Annotated in this window: 11 protein-coding genes and 1 tRNA gene; 9 read left to right on the forward strand and 3 right to left on the reverse strand. The window is 53.4% G+C overall.

Features of this window, described 5'->3' with window-relative positions; genetic code table 11:
• The first annotated feature begins 2 nt into the window (after nt 1–2).
• The 4 genes from J9789_RS01700 (at nt 3) to J9789_RS01715 (ending at nt 4,591) form a co-directional block, all read left to right on the forward strand.
• Nucleotides 3–1,328 (forward strand): relaxase/mobilization nuclease domain-containing protein, encoded by a 1,326-nt coding sequence (locus tag J9789_RS01700; RefSeq protein WP_209341623.1) that lies wholly within the window; start codon nt 3–5, stop codon nt 1,326–1,328.
• 48 nt (nt 1,329–1,376) lie between these two features.
• Nucleotides 1,377–1,553: a hypothetical protein gene (locus J9789_RS01705; protein WP_209341625.1), complete on the forward strand. Its 177-nt coding sequence runs from the start codon at nt 1,377–1,379 to the stop codon at nt 1,551–1,553.
• An 81-nt stretch (nt 1,554–1,634) separates the two neighbouring features.
• The gene (locus J9789_RS01710; RefSeq protein WP_209341627.1) at nt 1,635–3,293 is read left to right on the forward strand and encodes a recombinase family protein; all 1,659 of its coding nucleotides are present in this window, start codon (nt 1,635–1,637) and stop codon (nt 3,291–3,293) included.
• Between the two features lie 14 nt (nt 3,294–3,307).
• A complete protein-coding gene (locus tag J9789_RS01715; protein WP_209341629.1) occupies nt 3,308–4,591 on the forward strand; it encodes a recombinase family protein in 1,284 nt (427 codons plus the stop codon).
• Here J9789_RS01715 and J9789_RS01720 read toward each other — a convergent pair.
• Together J9789_RS01720 and J9789_RS01725 are read right to left on the reverse strand one after the other, a co-directional pair.
• Nucleotides 4,576–7,113 (reverse strand): SIR2 family protein, encoded by a 2,538-nt coding sequence (locus tag J9789_RS01720; RefSeq protein ID WP_209341630.1) that lies wholly within the window; start codon nt 7,111–7,113, stop codon nt 4,576–4,578. The two genes, J9789_RS01715 and J9789_RS01720, sit on opposite strands and share 16 nt — an antisense overlap.
• Before the next feature lie 123 nt (nt 7,114–7,236).
• A tRNA-Leu gene (locus tag J9789_RS01725) sits at nt 7,237–7,321 on the reverse strand.
• A gap of 432 nt (nt 7,322–7,753) precedes the next feature.
• Between J9789_RS01725 and J9789_RS01730 the strand changes: the two genes are divergently transcribed.
• Nucleotides 7,754–8,593, forward strand: a complete 840-nt coding sequence (locus J9789_RS01730) for a pyridoxamine kinase (RefSeq protein WP_209341631.1) — start codon at nt 7,754–7,756, stop codon at nt 8,591–8,593.
• A 71-nt stretch (nt 8,594–8,664) separates the two neighbouring features.
• Here the strand turns inward: J9789_RS01730 and gap are convergent, their stop codons facing one another.
• Nucleotides 8,665–9,678, reverse strand: coding sequence for a type I glyceraldehyde-3-phosphate dehydrogenase (gap, locus tag J9789_RS01735; protein ID WP_209341632.1), 1,014 nt, complete (start codon nt 9,676–9,678; stop codon nt 8,665–8,667).
• Nucleotides 9,679–9,936: 258 nt separating this feature from the next.
• Here gap and J9789_RS01740 point away from each other — a divergent pair, with 258 nt between their 5' ends.
• The 4 genes from J9789_RS01740 to J9789_RS01755 all read left to right on the forward strand — a co-directional run bounded on the left by J9789_RS01740 (nt 9,937) and on the right by J9789_RS01755 (nt 14,348).
• Nucleotides 9,937–10,725, forward strand: a complete 789-nt coding sequence (locus tag J9789_RS01740) for an ATP-binding protein (protein WP_209341634.1) — start codon at nt 9,937–9,939, stop codon at nt 10,723–10,725.
• A 154-nt stretch (nt 10,726–10,879) separates the two neighbouring features.
• Complete coding sequence (locus J9789_RS01745; RefSeq protein WP_209341635.1) at nt 10,880–12,055, forward strand: cation diffusion facilitator family transporter; 1,176 nt, start codon at nt 10,880–10,882, stop codon at nt 12,053–12,055.
• A gap of 143 nt (nt 12,056–12,198) precedes the next feature.
• Complete coding sequence (locus J9789_RS01750; RefSeq protein ID WP_209341637.1) at nt 12,199–12,894, forward strand: response regulator transcription factor; 696 nt, start codon at nt 12,199–12,201, stop codon at nt 12,892–12,894.
• On the forward strand, nt 12,891–14,348 hold the full coding sequence (locus tag J9789_RS01755; protein ID WP_209341639.1) for a HAMP domain-containing sensor histidine kinase: 1,458 nt from the start codon (nt 12,891–12,893) through the stop codon (nt 14,346–14,348). Before J9789_RS01750 ends, J9789_RS01755 begins: the two co-directional genes overlap by 4 nt.
• Nucleotides 14,349–14,399 lie beyond the last annotated feature (51 nt).

Here is a 14,399-nt window from a genome sequence, read left to right on the forward strand (position 1 = left end):
GTATGGCCATCGTACATTTTGTGAACTACAAACGGGGCACACAGTCCCGCGCCGCCATGCGCGGCGTGATGCTCTATGTCATGCAGGAGAAGAAAACCGCATGGGAGGACGAACCGCTCATCAGCGGCATCAACTGCCAACCGCAAAGCGTCTACGACGATTTCCTGAACACCAAACTCCTCTACCACAAGGACGGCGGCGTGATGTTCTATCACATGGTGCAGAGCTTTCCGAAGGGCGCGGCGATTGATCCCCGACAGGCCCACGAAGCCGCTCGGCGGCTGGCGGAGTATTTCGATGGCTGTGAGGTGCTGGTCTGCACCCATGTAGACCGCGAGCACATCCACTCCCACTGCGTCATCAACTCCGTTAACTTTGAGACCGGCAAAAAGCTGCACATGGCGAAAGAGCAGATCCAGGAACTAATGCGGCGCAACGATGCGATCTGTCAGGAGATGTGCCTGCCGGTCTTTGAGTCGATCACGCAGCAGGCCCACGGCATGGGCGGTGCGGAGTACCACACGGCGCTGAGGGGCCAAAGCTGGAAACTGCGGCTCATGAACACCATTGATGAGTGCATGAAATACGCCGCCGACAAGGACGCCTTCGTTTCCCTGATGGCGTCCGAGGGCTACGCCGTCCGCTGGGAAAGTGGGCGCAAGTACATCACCTACACTACCCCGGACGGCTTGAAATGCCGCGACAACAAACTGCACGAAGAAAAGTATTGCAAGGAGGCCATGGAACGTGAATTCAGAATCAGAGCAGAGATTGTCTCTGCAAGAACTCAAGCAGCGCAACCCTCGGCAGACAGAACTTACGACGCCGACACCACCTCACGAAGCGTGTCCCTCGAAAACAGACTGGGAGCGAATGATGAAAGATCTGGATACACTGTGGTACCATGCGGATCGGCAGACGGATCTGTTGGAGCGCATCAGCAGGCAGATGTCGCGGCTTCCCACACGGACGCAGCTGGACGATCTTCTGAAGACGGTACGGCATCTGGAGCAGATGAGCGAACAGGCTGGGAAACCGAAAGAGAACTCTTTTTCTCTGCACAGAATCAGACTTCCCAGACTGCATCTACCACACATCAGTATTCAGGCATTGATCTTTCTGCTAATGGCGGCGGCAGCACTGCTTCTGCTCTGGTGGGGCTTGGGCACCGTCTGGAGCAGCTCCAGTCTGCTGCCCCTGTGATGCCCGTACAGCACCACACCGACAGAAAGGTACTGCAAAAAGAACGCGAAAAGAAGATTGCCCTCGGTCACAAGGCAGATGACCACGAGGACGAGGTGAGTTATGACTGGCAGCAGACCATGTGAGGTCTGCTATTTTTATTGCCCGAATTGACTTCGGGAGAAAGGAACGCTATGGGTAGAAAGAGAAAAGAATCCAATATTGCAAGCGTCATGTACTCCTATGTGGGTACGGACGATCAGTTTGATGATTTTCTGAAAATGATGCTCCACGACTATCTGTCTGTGGATAATCCGTACACAAATCAGGCCCCGGATTTTGTTGGTAAGGGAGAAACTGAAGTTGCCTGATTTGTTTTGATAGCTATTCAAAAACTTGCGTGCTATGGTGTGTCGTGAATAATCGGCACACCATAGCGGAAAGGAACGATTATGAAAGTCTGGCTCTATTACCGGCTGTCCAGAGATGAGGACGAAGAACTCAACTCTCTGAATAACCAGAGAAAAATCATATACAACTTTGCTGTCAGCAACGGTCACGAAGTAGTTGGCGAATCCTTCGATGACAATGTCAGCGGTATGCACTTCAACCGTGAGGGCATCGACAAAATCTATGAGGTGGTCGAAGCGGGCAAGATCGAAGCGATTATCGTTAAAGACCTGTCCCGCCTGGGCCGTCACCGAACGCAGACAGCACTCTTTATTGACTACCTCCGAGAACATGATGTGCGGGTCCTGTCCGCAACGGAAAATATCGACACCTTCAATGAGAACGATGATCTCATCATCGGATTCAAAGGATTGGTCAACGACTTCTATGCTCGCGACGGCAGCCGCCGTGTGCGGACCGGTTACCGGCAAAAGCAAAAGGAAGGTATTGTGACCATCCCACCCTTCGGTTATTTCAAGGATAAGAACACAAAAAAGGTCGTTGTCGTAGAAGAAGCCGCCGAAACGGTCCGGCTGATTTTCTCCGCCTATGTCGGCGGCAGCGGCATGAAAGCCATTGCCCGTACATTGAACGAGCAGAGAAGAAAAACGCCCGCGCTCATGCAGATGGAGCTGCTAAACAAGCGGCTGCCTAATACGCAGGATGGGATACTCAAGAAATATCTGTGGGACGCGACGATGGTTGGTCGTATCCTTAAGGATGAGAGTTACATCGGTACGCTGATCTGCCACAAGAGCGAGCGCAATAAAATCAATAAGACCTTCCGCTTCACAGACCCGGAGGAGCAGTTCCGCCACGAGAATTATCTGCCAGTGATCGTGACCTGTGAGATATGGGAGCAGGCTCAAGCACTCCTTGCAGAGCGCAAAGAGAAAAATGTCCGTGCGGGTACCAACCGGGGCATCCTCCGGTACGGGGGATTACTCCGCTGCAAGGATTGTGGCCGAACCTTTATCGGGAAACGAATCAAGCTGAAAAGCGGGGAACGGGTCGCCTATGTCTGCGACACCTACCATCGGTATGGCAGGGAACACTGCTCCTCTCACATGGTAGACGAGGAAACATTGGACAGATTGATCGGCGCGGAGATCCTGCGAACAAAGAAAATGTATGAGGAAAACTGGTCGCGGATGGAATGGCTCATTGATAAATGGACGCCAAAGGCTTCCGTGGCCAGCTCTAAAATAACTAAACTGAAAGAACACATTCTCCTGCTGGAGGAAGAAGTAGAGGTGATCCTGATGGAACGCATTCGGGATAAGGCCAACGCGGAACGCTACGACCGCATGATCGCCAAGCGCGAGGAGCAGATCGCGGAGGCCAAAAAGCAAATCGAAGAATTGCAGAATATTTCAGAAATGCTCCGCAGCCGACAGGCCAAGCTGAAGCGGGACATCAGCCTGATCGACGACATCCTGCGAGAGGGCAAAATGTCAGAAGCACATCTGAGGATGCTGGTGGAGAAGATCCTCGTTCATGAGGAGGACGGCAGGCTGGATTTGGAGATCCGGCTGAAAGCACCCTTCCGTGACCATCTGGATATCTTCGAAAACGGGGCGCAGACAGATTGCTTCCCCTCCGCAGATTTTGACTATGACAGGTTGGGAGCGGTGATCTACGGCGATTACTATGCGGGGTAGGTGATAACTAACAGATGCGGGTATGGCTTTATGCGCGGCTATCAAACGATGATGACCAAGAGATGAACTCTTTGCTGAATCAGCAAGAAATCTGCCAGGCGTTTGCTGATCAGCACGGGTACATCATCGTGGGACAATCATTCGATGACAATGTAAGTGGCATGAAGTTCAACCGCCGTGGGCTGGACGAGCTCACGGCGGCTGTGGACGCTGATAAAATCGATGCTGTCATCGTAAAGGACTTGTCACGACTTGGCCGCCACAGGACCCAGACCGCACTGTTTATTGATTATCTGCGGGAACATCAGGTGCGGGTGATTTCCGCGACAGAAGGGATCGATACCTTCCGCGACGAGGATGATTTGATCATCGGCATCCGTGGCCTGATGAACGATTACTACGCCAGGGACATCAGTAAAAAGATTCGGGCCGGGTATCGTCAGAAACAGCGGGAAGGTATTGTGATCACACCGCCTTTTGGCTATCGGAAAGATCGCAACACCAATACGATTGAACTCCACCCGGAGGCGTCGGAAACTGTGCGGATGGTCTATTCTCTCTACTTACAGGGGCTTGGTCAAAAAGAAATTGCCCGCAGGCTCAATGCGCTGGGACGAAAGACGCCGGCACAACTCCGGGCGGAGCAATGCGGCAAAGAAGTCTGTGCGGCAAGCAAAACCAGTGATGGGCGCTATGTGTGGACGTATGCCAGCGTAAAAAACATCCTGGTGGAGGAGGCCTATACCGGGGTGCTGATCAATCACCGGTCTGAAACCAACGGCGGCAAGGCAAAGCGATTGGAGCAGGCGGAGTGGTACCGGCACGAAAACTTCTTTCCTGTCATAATTGAGCGTGACATTTGGGAGAAGGTTCAGCAAAAACTGAAAGCGCAGGCCCGTCCGGCCAATGGAAACAAGGCGAAACATCGCTACGCTGGACTGATTCTCTGCAAAGAGTGCGGCAGCCCCTTTGTGCCGATGATCCGGTATTGGAACAGCAAGCGGCGTGTGGAGTATGTTTGTAAGGGCTACCATCGGAATGGGAAAAGCTATTGCAGTTCTCACCGTGTCCATGAGGAGGTGCTGGATGCAGCGGTGCAGGAGTTTGCCCAGACCGTGCGGATCAGGATGGCCGAGGAGCAGAAGGAACTGAAGCAGAAGCAAAAAATGTGGGCGTTGAGGAAACCGGTCCTCGATGCCCACATTTTTACTCTGCAAGGGAAAATCCAACAATTAGAGGGGGAAATAGATGATATGACATTAGAGTTGTTGAAAAACCATAATCATTCAATTTCATAGGTTTCTTTTTCAACATGAAAGCGCTCAGGAATCTTGTAAACTTTCTTTAGGCTTGGAACCAACTCTCTCATCTCATGATTTTCACAGTAGGTGATGAATTGCTTGATTAAACTACTCAGTCTATTATCTAATGGGTGATCGAATAGTTTTTCTAACAGTGCAGCACATTGTTGAGCAGTGCGTTTGTTTAATATACGATTTGTTGCTTTTGAATGCTCAAGCCACATTCTTACATATGAATGAACGGAGTACCGATAGCTTTTAGAGAATTTTCCATCCACTGCTATTTCATACATAGCTTCGGCACCGTGCAAAAATTTAGAATCTCCATCACCAAGATTTTGGCTTAATAGATGAATGCCCCACACCATTTCGTTGTTGGCCAGAGCGTGGTTAACTTGGTAAGAATGAGGACGCATGGATTTTGCGTAGCGCAAATGATTGCTGGCATCCTCAAATTCACCATTGATTTGCGCAGCAATTCCAAATTGAACCCAAAAATAGCTAACATGTTTGCAGGGTGATTCAAGCCCTTCCAACAATGTGAGGATATCGTTCTTTGATAAAAGTCCAGAGTTTCGAATTCGTTTTACACTAATAGCTCGTTCAAAAATTGATGTTCTTTCGTCATGTCTCCCTTCATTAGCTGGAACTGCGTATATTGCCGCTTGCTGTAAGGTTTGAATAATCAATTCGGGATCATTCGCACCAATTAGGGTGCTAAGAATTCTGCCTCTGTGCAGTCGCAACCAACCAGGGGAGACACTGACAACATCAGAGTATTTTTTTACAAACGAAGACAACTGAAACCCTCTGGATTGCAGCTGCCCTATTTTCGCCACGAGCGGATTAGGAAGAGCGGCAATTCCCAAGCGATTTAGATAGCACAAACTATATAAAACTTTTTTGTCTGTATCTGATGCGTTTTTGGTTAACCAACGCGAATAGTGTCGTTGAAACGGCTCACCTTCCGTAGAATAATAAAGGGCGTCGATAATATCATTTTCCTTCATTATCTGGGATATAATTTTCTCTCGAGCTTGCCGTGAAAACGGATTTTGTTTTTTGGGTAATAAGTCCAAATACTTATTGAGACGATTGTTGCGCGAAAGCTTGTCGAATATTTTTTGGGCATAACCTGCATCCATTTTTACTGAAACAAAATGCAATGAAGAATCGGGGTCATCAAGTAAAAGATATTCTTTCCCTTGATGATTTGCAATAGTGTCCTCTAAAAGTAAAATCAGCCTTTCAACATTAGAGGGACACTCTTTTTTTAGTTCAAGAAATTGACTATAGTAGTAGGATGCGTTATCCGCATATATGGCCACCTTTGTCTTATTGGGTAGCATCGATAAATATTGAATAAGAATTTCAAAAATATTTTCATCCAAGCGATTTAACTGAATAGCAGTATATTTCTCGTCTGCAAGATCCACTAATAATCTTTTAATAAAACAAGATTTTCCAATATAACTTTCGCCAAAAAAAGCCATTAATATATGGCCTTTTGAAGATGATATTTCTTCCTTCCATTGAGAAAGTTGAGTAGATGATATATCTGCATTATGAAAAAAGTCGGCATATACAGTTTGCTTTCCTTTATACAAATCATAAGAAGATGGAGTGTTTCTGTTGAGCTCGTCAAGGAACACTGCTCCCACTTCGCGAAGAAAGCTTTTTTCTCTATTGGGAACGGCTATTTTTTCGTTCAATTGTTCCAAAAAAGTCTGTGTGTCACCTTTAATCCATATGTTGTTTGGGGAACTCTGAAGCTGCAGCTTTAACTTTCCGGACAAGTTTGGCAAAATAAAGAATCTATAAAACGGGGTTTGGGAATATCCGCTTCGCTCATAAATATCTAAGACGGCTTTTAAATCTTCTTCTTGAAATTGTGTGCCAATTAATATTAAATCATGTTGTAGTGCTTGGTGGGCAAATTCTTTAAGAAGTGAATCCCCGTCAATGGAAAAGTCCCGATACTCTTCACTGTCAAACACATATCCTTTTTGAGGGACAGTAACCGAGCCATGTAATTTAATTAGATTAGTAGTAGCATTTGTGCTGTTGCCGTTTAAATGCGCTCGATCCCAAACTGACAAGGGAATGCCGGCTCTTTTGTATATGGATTCGACTAAGTCGTCAATGTTAAGAGTGAAAATATAATCCCACTCATAGTTAATTAATTTTTCGTGAAAACCGTCACAAGATGGTTGACAATGTTGAAAAGATTGCGTCAAGAAAGCGTCCCGTTCAGAACCCTTATTTAGCAATCGTAAATAGGTGCATATCTCTTTTAAATCATCTTTTTTGTTTGCAATCTCTTTAGAAATTTCAGGGTCAAGATCATCAACTACGCCGTTCTCAAAAAAATGGTTGTATAAATTTTGAGATAATCTCCATCCAATGGGAAGAGGCTCGCCACTCCCGTTTTTGGCACCAGCGGAAAAACCTGCGCCGAGTAGTAAGACTGGGCGGTTTTGCTTCATGCGATCAAGTAAAAATTTGAAGTCTTTTTCCATTTTCTAACCCCTTCCTTTAATTGTAAACAAGCATGCTGATACTTACACTTTTGAATAGTATATGATAGGTTAAAAGCTCAGTCAAAGACTGAGCTTTTAAGTGGAGAATATTCTGTTCTGTTTTGGTACGGGTAGTGGGGGTCGAACCCACACGCCTTGCGGCACAGGAACCTAAATCCTGCACGTCTGCCAATTCCGTCATACCCGCATATTCAGTTTCCCTCTATTTTTACTCGGCGATGGGATACCCGAGGCGGAGCGTTACACTTGACCCGCGTCTATAAAAACAGGTCAGTCCTGCCTTTACCTGATTGACGAAAAATCCTTCACTGTGGTGACACCACCTAAATCTCGCATGTCTACCAATTCCATCATGCCCGCATATGAGCTGCATTCTTATATCAGCTGTTTATTATATCATAATCACGCAATTATGCACCAAGAAAAACCTACACTGAGGTGACATCACCTAAATCTCGCATGTCTACCAATTCCATCATGCCCGCAGAAATACTTGTATCAGTTTAGCATCGGTAGGGGGAAAAGTCAATTCTTCCGATGGAAATCGAAGCAATTTGACTTGGAAGGGGAGGGTCGGTATAATAGGGCTGTGAATTTATGTTTCGGGAGGATACACACAATGGAAGTTGCGCCCCGGATTGCTGCCATACAGGATATTTCAGGCTTTGGCCGCTGCTCTATGACGGTGGTGCTGCCGGTGCTGTCCGCTATGGGGAGCCAGTGCTGCCCCCTGCTCACCGCCAGCCTGTCCGCTCACACCGCTTTCCCGCCCAGTGACAAGGCTACCTTTCTGGACCTGACCGACCAGATGGAGCGGACCACCGCCCACTGGGCCGAGCTGAAGGTCAGCTTTGACGCCATCTACAGCGGATTTTTGGGCTCGGCGGATCAGATCCGCATCATTGAGCGCTTCTATCAGCAGTTCCGGGGGGAGCACACCCGGGTGCTGGTAGACCCGGTGATGGGGGACCACGGCAAGCCCTACCGCACCTATACCCCCGACCTGTGCGCCAAAATGCGGGAGCTGGCCGACCAGGCCGACTGCATCACCCCCAACTGGACGGAGGCCGCCCTGCTGCTGGAGGAGGACTATGCCGGCCGTCCCACAGAGGAGACGGGCATCCGGAGCTGGCTGGAGCGGCTGAGCCTGGACGGCAAGCGCTCGGTGGTGCTCACCGGCGTTAGCCTGGCGGAGGGGCAGGTGGGCGCGGGCTATTTTGACCGCATCACCGGCACCACCGGTTTTGCCATGGCCCACCAGGAGCCCGCCCACTTCCCCGGCACCGGCGACCTCTTTGCCAGCGTGCTGCTGGGCGCCCTCATGCGGGGGGACGAGCTGCCCGGCTCGGTGGAGCAGGCGGTGAACTTTGTCCAGCGGTGTGTGGCCCACACCCTCAAGGTGGGTACCCCGCCGGTGGAGGGTGTCCAGTTTGAGCCTATGCTGAAAGAGCTGGTATAAGCGCCTATAAAAAATAAAAGCAAAAAAAGGGACGCTGCAAATGCAGCGTCCCTTTTTCGGATTCAAGTATCTTACTTGTGGTCCACGGAATACATATGAGCGATGAGGTCCAGCACCTTGTTGGAGTAGCCGATCTCGTTGTCGTACCAGGACACAACCTTCACGAAGGTGTCGGTCAGAGCGATACCGGCGCCGGCGTCGAAGATGGAGGTACGGGTGTCGCCCAGGAAGTCGGAGGAAACAACAGCGTCCTCGGTGTAGCCCAGGATGCCCTTCAGCTCGCCCTCGGAAGCGGCCTTCATGGCGGCGCAGATCTCCTCGTACTTGGCGGGCTTAGCCAGGTTGACGGTCAGGTCGACCACGGACACATCCAGGGTGGGAACACGCATGGACATACCGGTCAGCTTGCCGTTCAGCTCGGGGATAACCTTGCCCACGGCCTTGGCGGCGCCGGTGGAGGAGGGGATGATGTTGCCGGCAGCAGCGCGGCCACCACGCCAGTCCTTCTTGGAGGGACCGTCAACGGTCTTCTGGGTAGCGGTGGTGGAGTGAACGGTGGTCATCAGGCCGTCGGTGATGCCCCAGTTGTCGTGCAGAACCTTGGCGATGGGAGCCAGGCAGTTGGTGGTGCAGGAAGCGTTGGACACGAAGTTCATGTCGGAGGTGTACTTGTCCTGGTTGACGCCCATAACGAACATGGGGGTGGAATCCTTGGAAGGAGCGGACATGACGACCTTCTTGGCACCGGCGTCGATGTGAGCCTGGGCCTTCTCCTGGGTCAGGAACACGCCGGTGGACTCCAGGACGTACTCAGCACCCACCTCGCCCCAGGGAATGTCCTTGGGATCCATGCAGGCAAAGAACTTCACGGTCTTGCCGTTGACAATGATGGCGTCATCGGTGTACTCGATGGTGCCGTCGAACTGACCGTGCATGGTATCGTAACGGAGCATATAAGCCATGTAGTCGGGGGTCATGAAAGGATCGTTGATGCCGACGAACTCGATGTCAGAGCGGTTGATGCCGGCGCGGAACACCAGACGACCGATACGGCCAAAACCGTTAATACCCACTTTAATGCTCATAGTGAATCTCTCCTTTGTTCTAAATAGCCTCTTAATACATCTTTCTTTGGCGCGACTACATTATAGACTAATCTGCCTGGAATGAAAAGAGGAAAAATGCAAAACTTACTGGGGAAACTGTATAAATTTATGCGCGGGTTATCGGTAAACGTGGCAGTTTCGACGTTGTACGACATTATTCCTTGAGATTCGACAAAATATTTGCTATACTGACTTTAATTATAGTCCCTCTGGGGCGCAGGAAGGGGAGAAGGACCGATGGAGCCCGTTTCCGAGGATCTGGGGCTGCTGCTGGTGGAGCAGTTCCGGGAACAGATGAACAATCTGGCGGCGGCAGTGCAGCTGCTGACGCCGGTGGTACAGGAGAAGGCAGGGGAACAGTATGAGCCCTATCTGGCCATCCTTCACCAGAGCATGTACCGCATGATGCGCATGCTGGGCAATCTGGAATACCTGCAGCTGCCGGAGGAGGAGCTGAAGGTGGAGCCGGCCAGCCTGGATATGGCGGGCCTGTGCCGTACCCTGGGGGAGCAGGTGGCCTCTCTGGCGGGGCAGGCGGGGCTGGAATTCTCCTATGAGGAGGAGAAGGGCAGTCTCATCACCACCGGGGATGCCCCTCAGCTGCGGCGGATGCTGCTGGGCCTCATCTCCAACGCCTTCCGGGCGGCGGGCAAGGGCGGACATACCGGACTGCGCCTGGCGGTGCGGGAGGACCGGGCGGTGCTTACCGTGTGGGATGACGGCCCCGGCCTGCTGCCTACCCAGCCCGCGGAAGAGGAGGACCTGCTCCGTCGGCCGGAGGGTCTGGGGCTGGGACTGCGGGTGGCCCGGCGCATTGCCTCCCTCCACGGCGGGGCCATCGTATTCGAGCAGCGGGAGGACCGTGGATCCCGGTCGGTGGTGTCTCTGCCCATCCGGCTGCCGGAGGGCGGCGTGCTGCGCACGCCCGGGACGGACTGGGACCGGTCAGGCGGGTTTTCCGACTTGATGGTGGAGCTGTCCGCCGTACTGCCCTACGAGGCCTTTCTCCCGGCGGATCTGGAATAAGAAAGAACAAGACCAAGGAGCGGCGCACGTTGCGTCGCTCCTTTATTATATAATAAGAGGAAAGATCATAGGGAAGGCACGGCGACGTGCTTGACGTTGGGGTTCTTCCGTGGGATAATAATTAGAATCTGTTTTGGGATTTGGAGGGACATATATGACGGATTTTTTGGTCCGGCATTTGGTACGGGACCATGAGAACGTACAGGATCCGGCGGTACGGGAGCGCTACGGCGTGCTGTCCGGCGGCGTGGGTATTTTTCTCAATCTGCTGCTGTCGCTGGGAAAGTTTCTGGCCGGTGTGCTCACCGGCTCCATCGCCGTGACGGCCGATGCCTTCAACAACCTGTCTGACGCCGGCTCCTCGGTGGTCACCCTGGTAGGCTTCAAGCTGGCGGGGCAGAAGGCGGACGACGGACACCCCTTCGGCCACGGCCGTATCGAATATCTGGCAGGCCTGTTGGTTTCCCTGCTCATTTTGATGGTGGGTGTGGAGCTGGGCAAGAGCTCCATTGAGAAGATCATCCACCCAGAGGACGTGACCTTCTCCCTGGTGACGGTGGTCATCCTCATCTGCTCCATTCTGGTGAAGCTGTGGATGAGCCTCTTTAACCGGAAGCTGGGCAAACGCATCAATTCGGCGGCCATGCAGGCCACCGCCACCGATTCCCTGTCTGATGTGGTGGCCACCTCCGCCGTGCTGGCGGGTACCCTGATTGGCCACTTTGCCCAGGTGAGCATCGACGGCTGGATCGGTGTGGTAGTGGCTATCTTCATCCTGCGGGCGGGCTGGGAGGCCGTTAAGGACACCCTTAACCCCCTGCTGGGCACCGCCCCCGAGCCCGAGCTGGTGAATGCCATCCAGCAGCTGGTGCTCTCCCATGAGCAGGTGGTGGGGATGCACGACCTGGTGATCCACGACTATGGCCCCGGCCGGCGGATGTGCTCCTTCCACGCCGAGGTACCCGAGGACGAGGACATCATGGCCGCCCACGACGCCATCGACCACATCGAGCGGGAGATCCAGGAGAAGTTCGGCATTGAGACCACCGCCCACATGGACCCCATTGCCACCGGCGACAGCGAGGTGACCCGACTGCGGGACCAGGTGCGGGATCTGGTGAAGGAGATCGACGAGGATATGAGCATCCACGATTTCCGGGTGACCCGTGGTCCCCTGCACACCAATCTGATCTTTGACGTGGTGGTGCCCCACCGCTGCCGGCTTAAGGACGAGGAGATCCAGGAGCGCATCACCCAGGCGGTGCGCGGAGTGGTGCCCGACTGCTATGTGGTGCTCCAGCTGGACCGGTCCTACGTTGGAACAAAATAGGCGGTCGATTTACAAATTGTTCACCTCACCGGGGCCTTTTGGGCGTATAATAAAAAGGAGTGGAACCTTGGTTCCCATTTGCTTGCATAACCGGAGGGACCGGAAGAATATGATTCAGATTAGTCTGAAAAGGACGGTGTACTATGGCTAAAAAGGTCCTCATTGTGGAAGACGATTCCAATATTGCGGAGCTGCTCCATCTCTATCTGGAGAAGGAGGGCTTTGAGACGGCGGTGGCCGGCGACGGCGGAAAGGGTGTGGAGCTCTTCCGCTCCTTCCGCCCCGACCTGGTGTTGCTGGATATCATGCTGCCGGTGATGGACGGCTGGTCGGTGCTCAAGAAGATTCGGGAGAACGACAAGACCCCTGTCATCATGCTCACCGCCAAGGGCGAGACCCAGGACAAGGTGGCCGGACTGGAGGGGGGCGCCGACGACTACATCGTCAAGCCCTTTGAAATGAAGGAGGTGCTGGCCCGCATCCACGCGGTGATGCGCCGCTTCGGCGGGGACGAGAACGGCACCGGGGAGAAGAAGCTGTCCTTCGACAAGCTGGTCATCAACCTGGACTCCTACGAGCTGCTGGTGGACGGCAAGCGGGTGGATACGCCCCCCAAGGAGCTGGAGCTGCTCTATCATCTGGCCGCCTCCCCCAACCGGGTGTTCACCCGCAACCAGCTGCTGGACGAGGTGTGGGGCTTTGACTACTTCGGCGATTCCCGCACGGTAGACGTACACATCAAGCGCCTGCGGGAGAAGCTGGAGGGGGTCAGCGACCAGTGGTCCCTGAAAACCGTGTGGGGCGTGGGCTACAAGTTTGAGGTTGTGACCGGCGGATGAGCAGTCTGTATAAACGACAGTTTGTCCTGACGGCAGGGATGATCCTGGTCTCCTTTGCCCTGCTGGGAGCCGCCTTCTTTACCCTGTCCTATCAGTACACCATCCGGCAGACCCGGGACTCCATGGAGCGCAACGCCGACTATGTGGCCAACTTCACCGCCTCGGTCCGCTCCATTGGCTACGGGGTGGAGGACGAGGTGTATATCACCATGGTGGCCACCATTGCCCGGATCTCCAATGCCGTGGTGCTCATCACTGAGGCCGACGGCGAGATGGTAGTATCCACCGACGGCAGTACGGTCCAGGGTTATAAGGATCTGGGAGGCCGCTACCTGCCCAAGTCGGTGTCCGACACCGTGGCCCAGACCGGCGGCTACACGGGCATGAGCGATCTGGGAGGCTTCTTCTCAGAAAAACGCTATGTGGCGGGCACTCCCATTACCATCAAGACGGTGGATGTGACCACCGGCCAGACCCGGCAGAACCTGGTGGGCGTGGCCTATGTGGCCGTCGAGGCCTCCAGCCTGACGGAGCTGTGGCGCGCCTTTACCACCATCTTCTTCTTTACCGCCGTGGTGGTGCTGTGCATTGCCTTCCTCACCAGCTCGGTGACCTCCCTGAAGCAGACCAAGCCTCTGAAGGAGATCGCCGAGACTGCCCGGAAATTCGGACACGGAGAGTATGACGTGCGGGTTACCGGCTACGAGGACCGAAGGGACGAGGTGGGAGAGCTGGCGGAGGCCTTTAATGCCATGGCCGACTCCATCGCCAAGAGCGAGGAGCGGCGCTCGGAATTTGTGGCCAACATCTCCCATGAGCTGAAGACCCCCATGACCACCATTGCCGGCTTCTCCGACGGCATTCTGGACGGCACCATCCCGCCCGAGCGGGAGCGGGCCGCCCTCCAGACCATCTCCTCCGAGACCCGGCGGCTGTCCCGCCTGGTGCGGCGGATGCTGGACCTGTCCCGGCTCCAGTCGGCGGAGAATGTTACCGCCCAGGAGCAGTTTGATGTCTCCGAGATCATGCTGCGGGTGCTGGTGAGCCTGGAGACTAAGATCAACGCCCGCCAGCTGGATGTGGATACCCAGCTGCCCGACGATCCGGTGATGGTTTGGGGCGACCCAGACGCTATCACTCAGGTGTGCTACAACCTGCTGGACAATGCCATCAAGTTCTCCGAGCCGGGGAGCACCATGGGAATTGCCATCACCACCAAGGCCAGCAAGGCCCATGTGACGGTGCGCAACACCGGCCAGACCATCCCGCCGGAGGAGCTGGCGATGATCTTTGACCGGTTCCACAAGAGCGACAAATCCCGCAGCGTGGACCGGGAGGGCGTGGGTCTGGGCCTGTATATCGTCAAGACCATTCTCAACAACCATAAGGAAAACATCACAGTGACCAGCCAGGACGGTGTGACCGAATTTGACTTCACCCTGACGCTGGCCTGAAACCGGCATCCCGGCAGTGCGGAGCATTCTCTGCCTGCCGGGAGCCGCACT

The sequence above is a fragment of the Flavonifractor sp. AGMB03687 genome (assembly GCF_017811815.1).
Lineage (GTDB): Bacteria > Bacillota > Clostridia > Oscillospirales > Oscillospiraceae > Flavonifractor.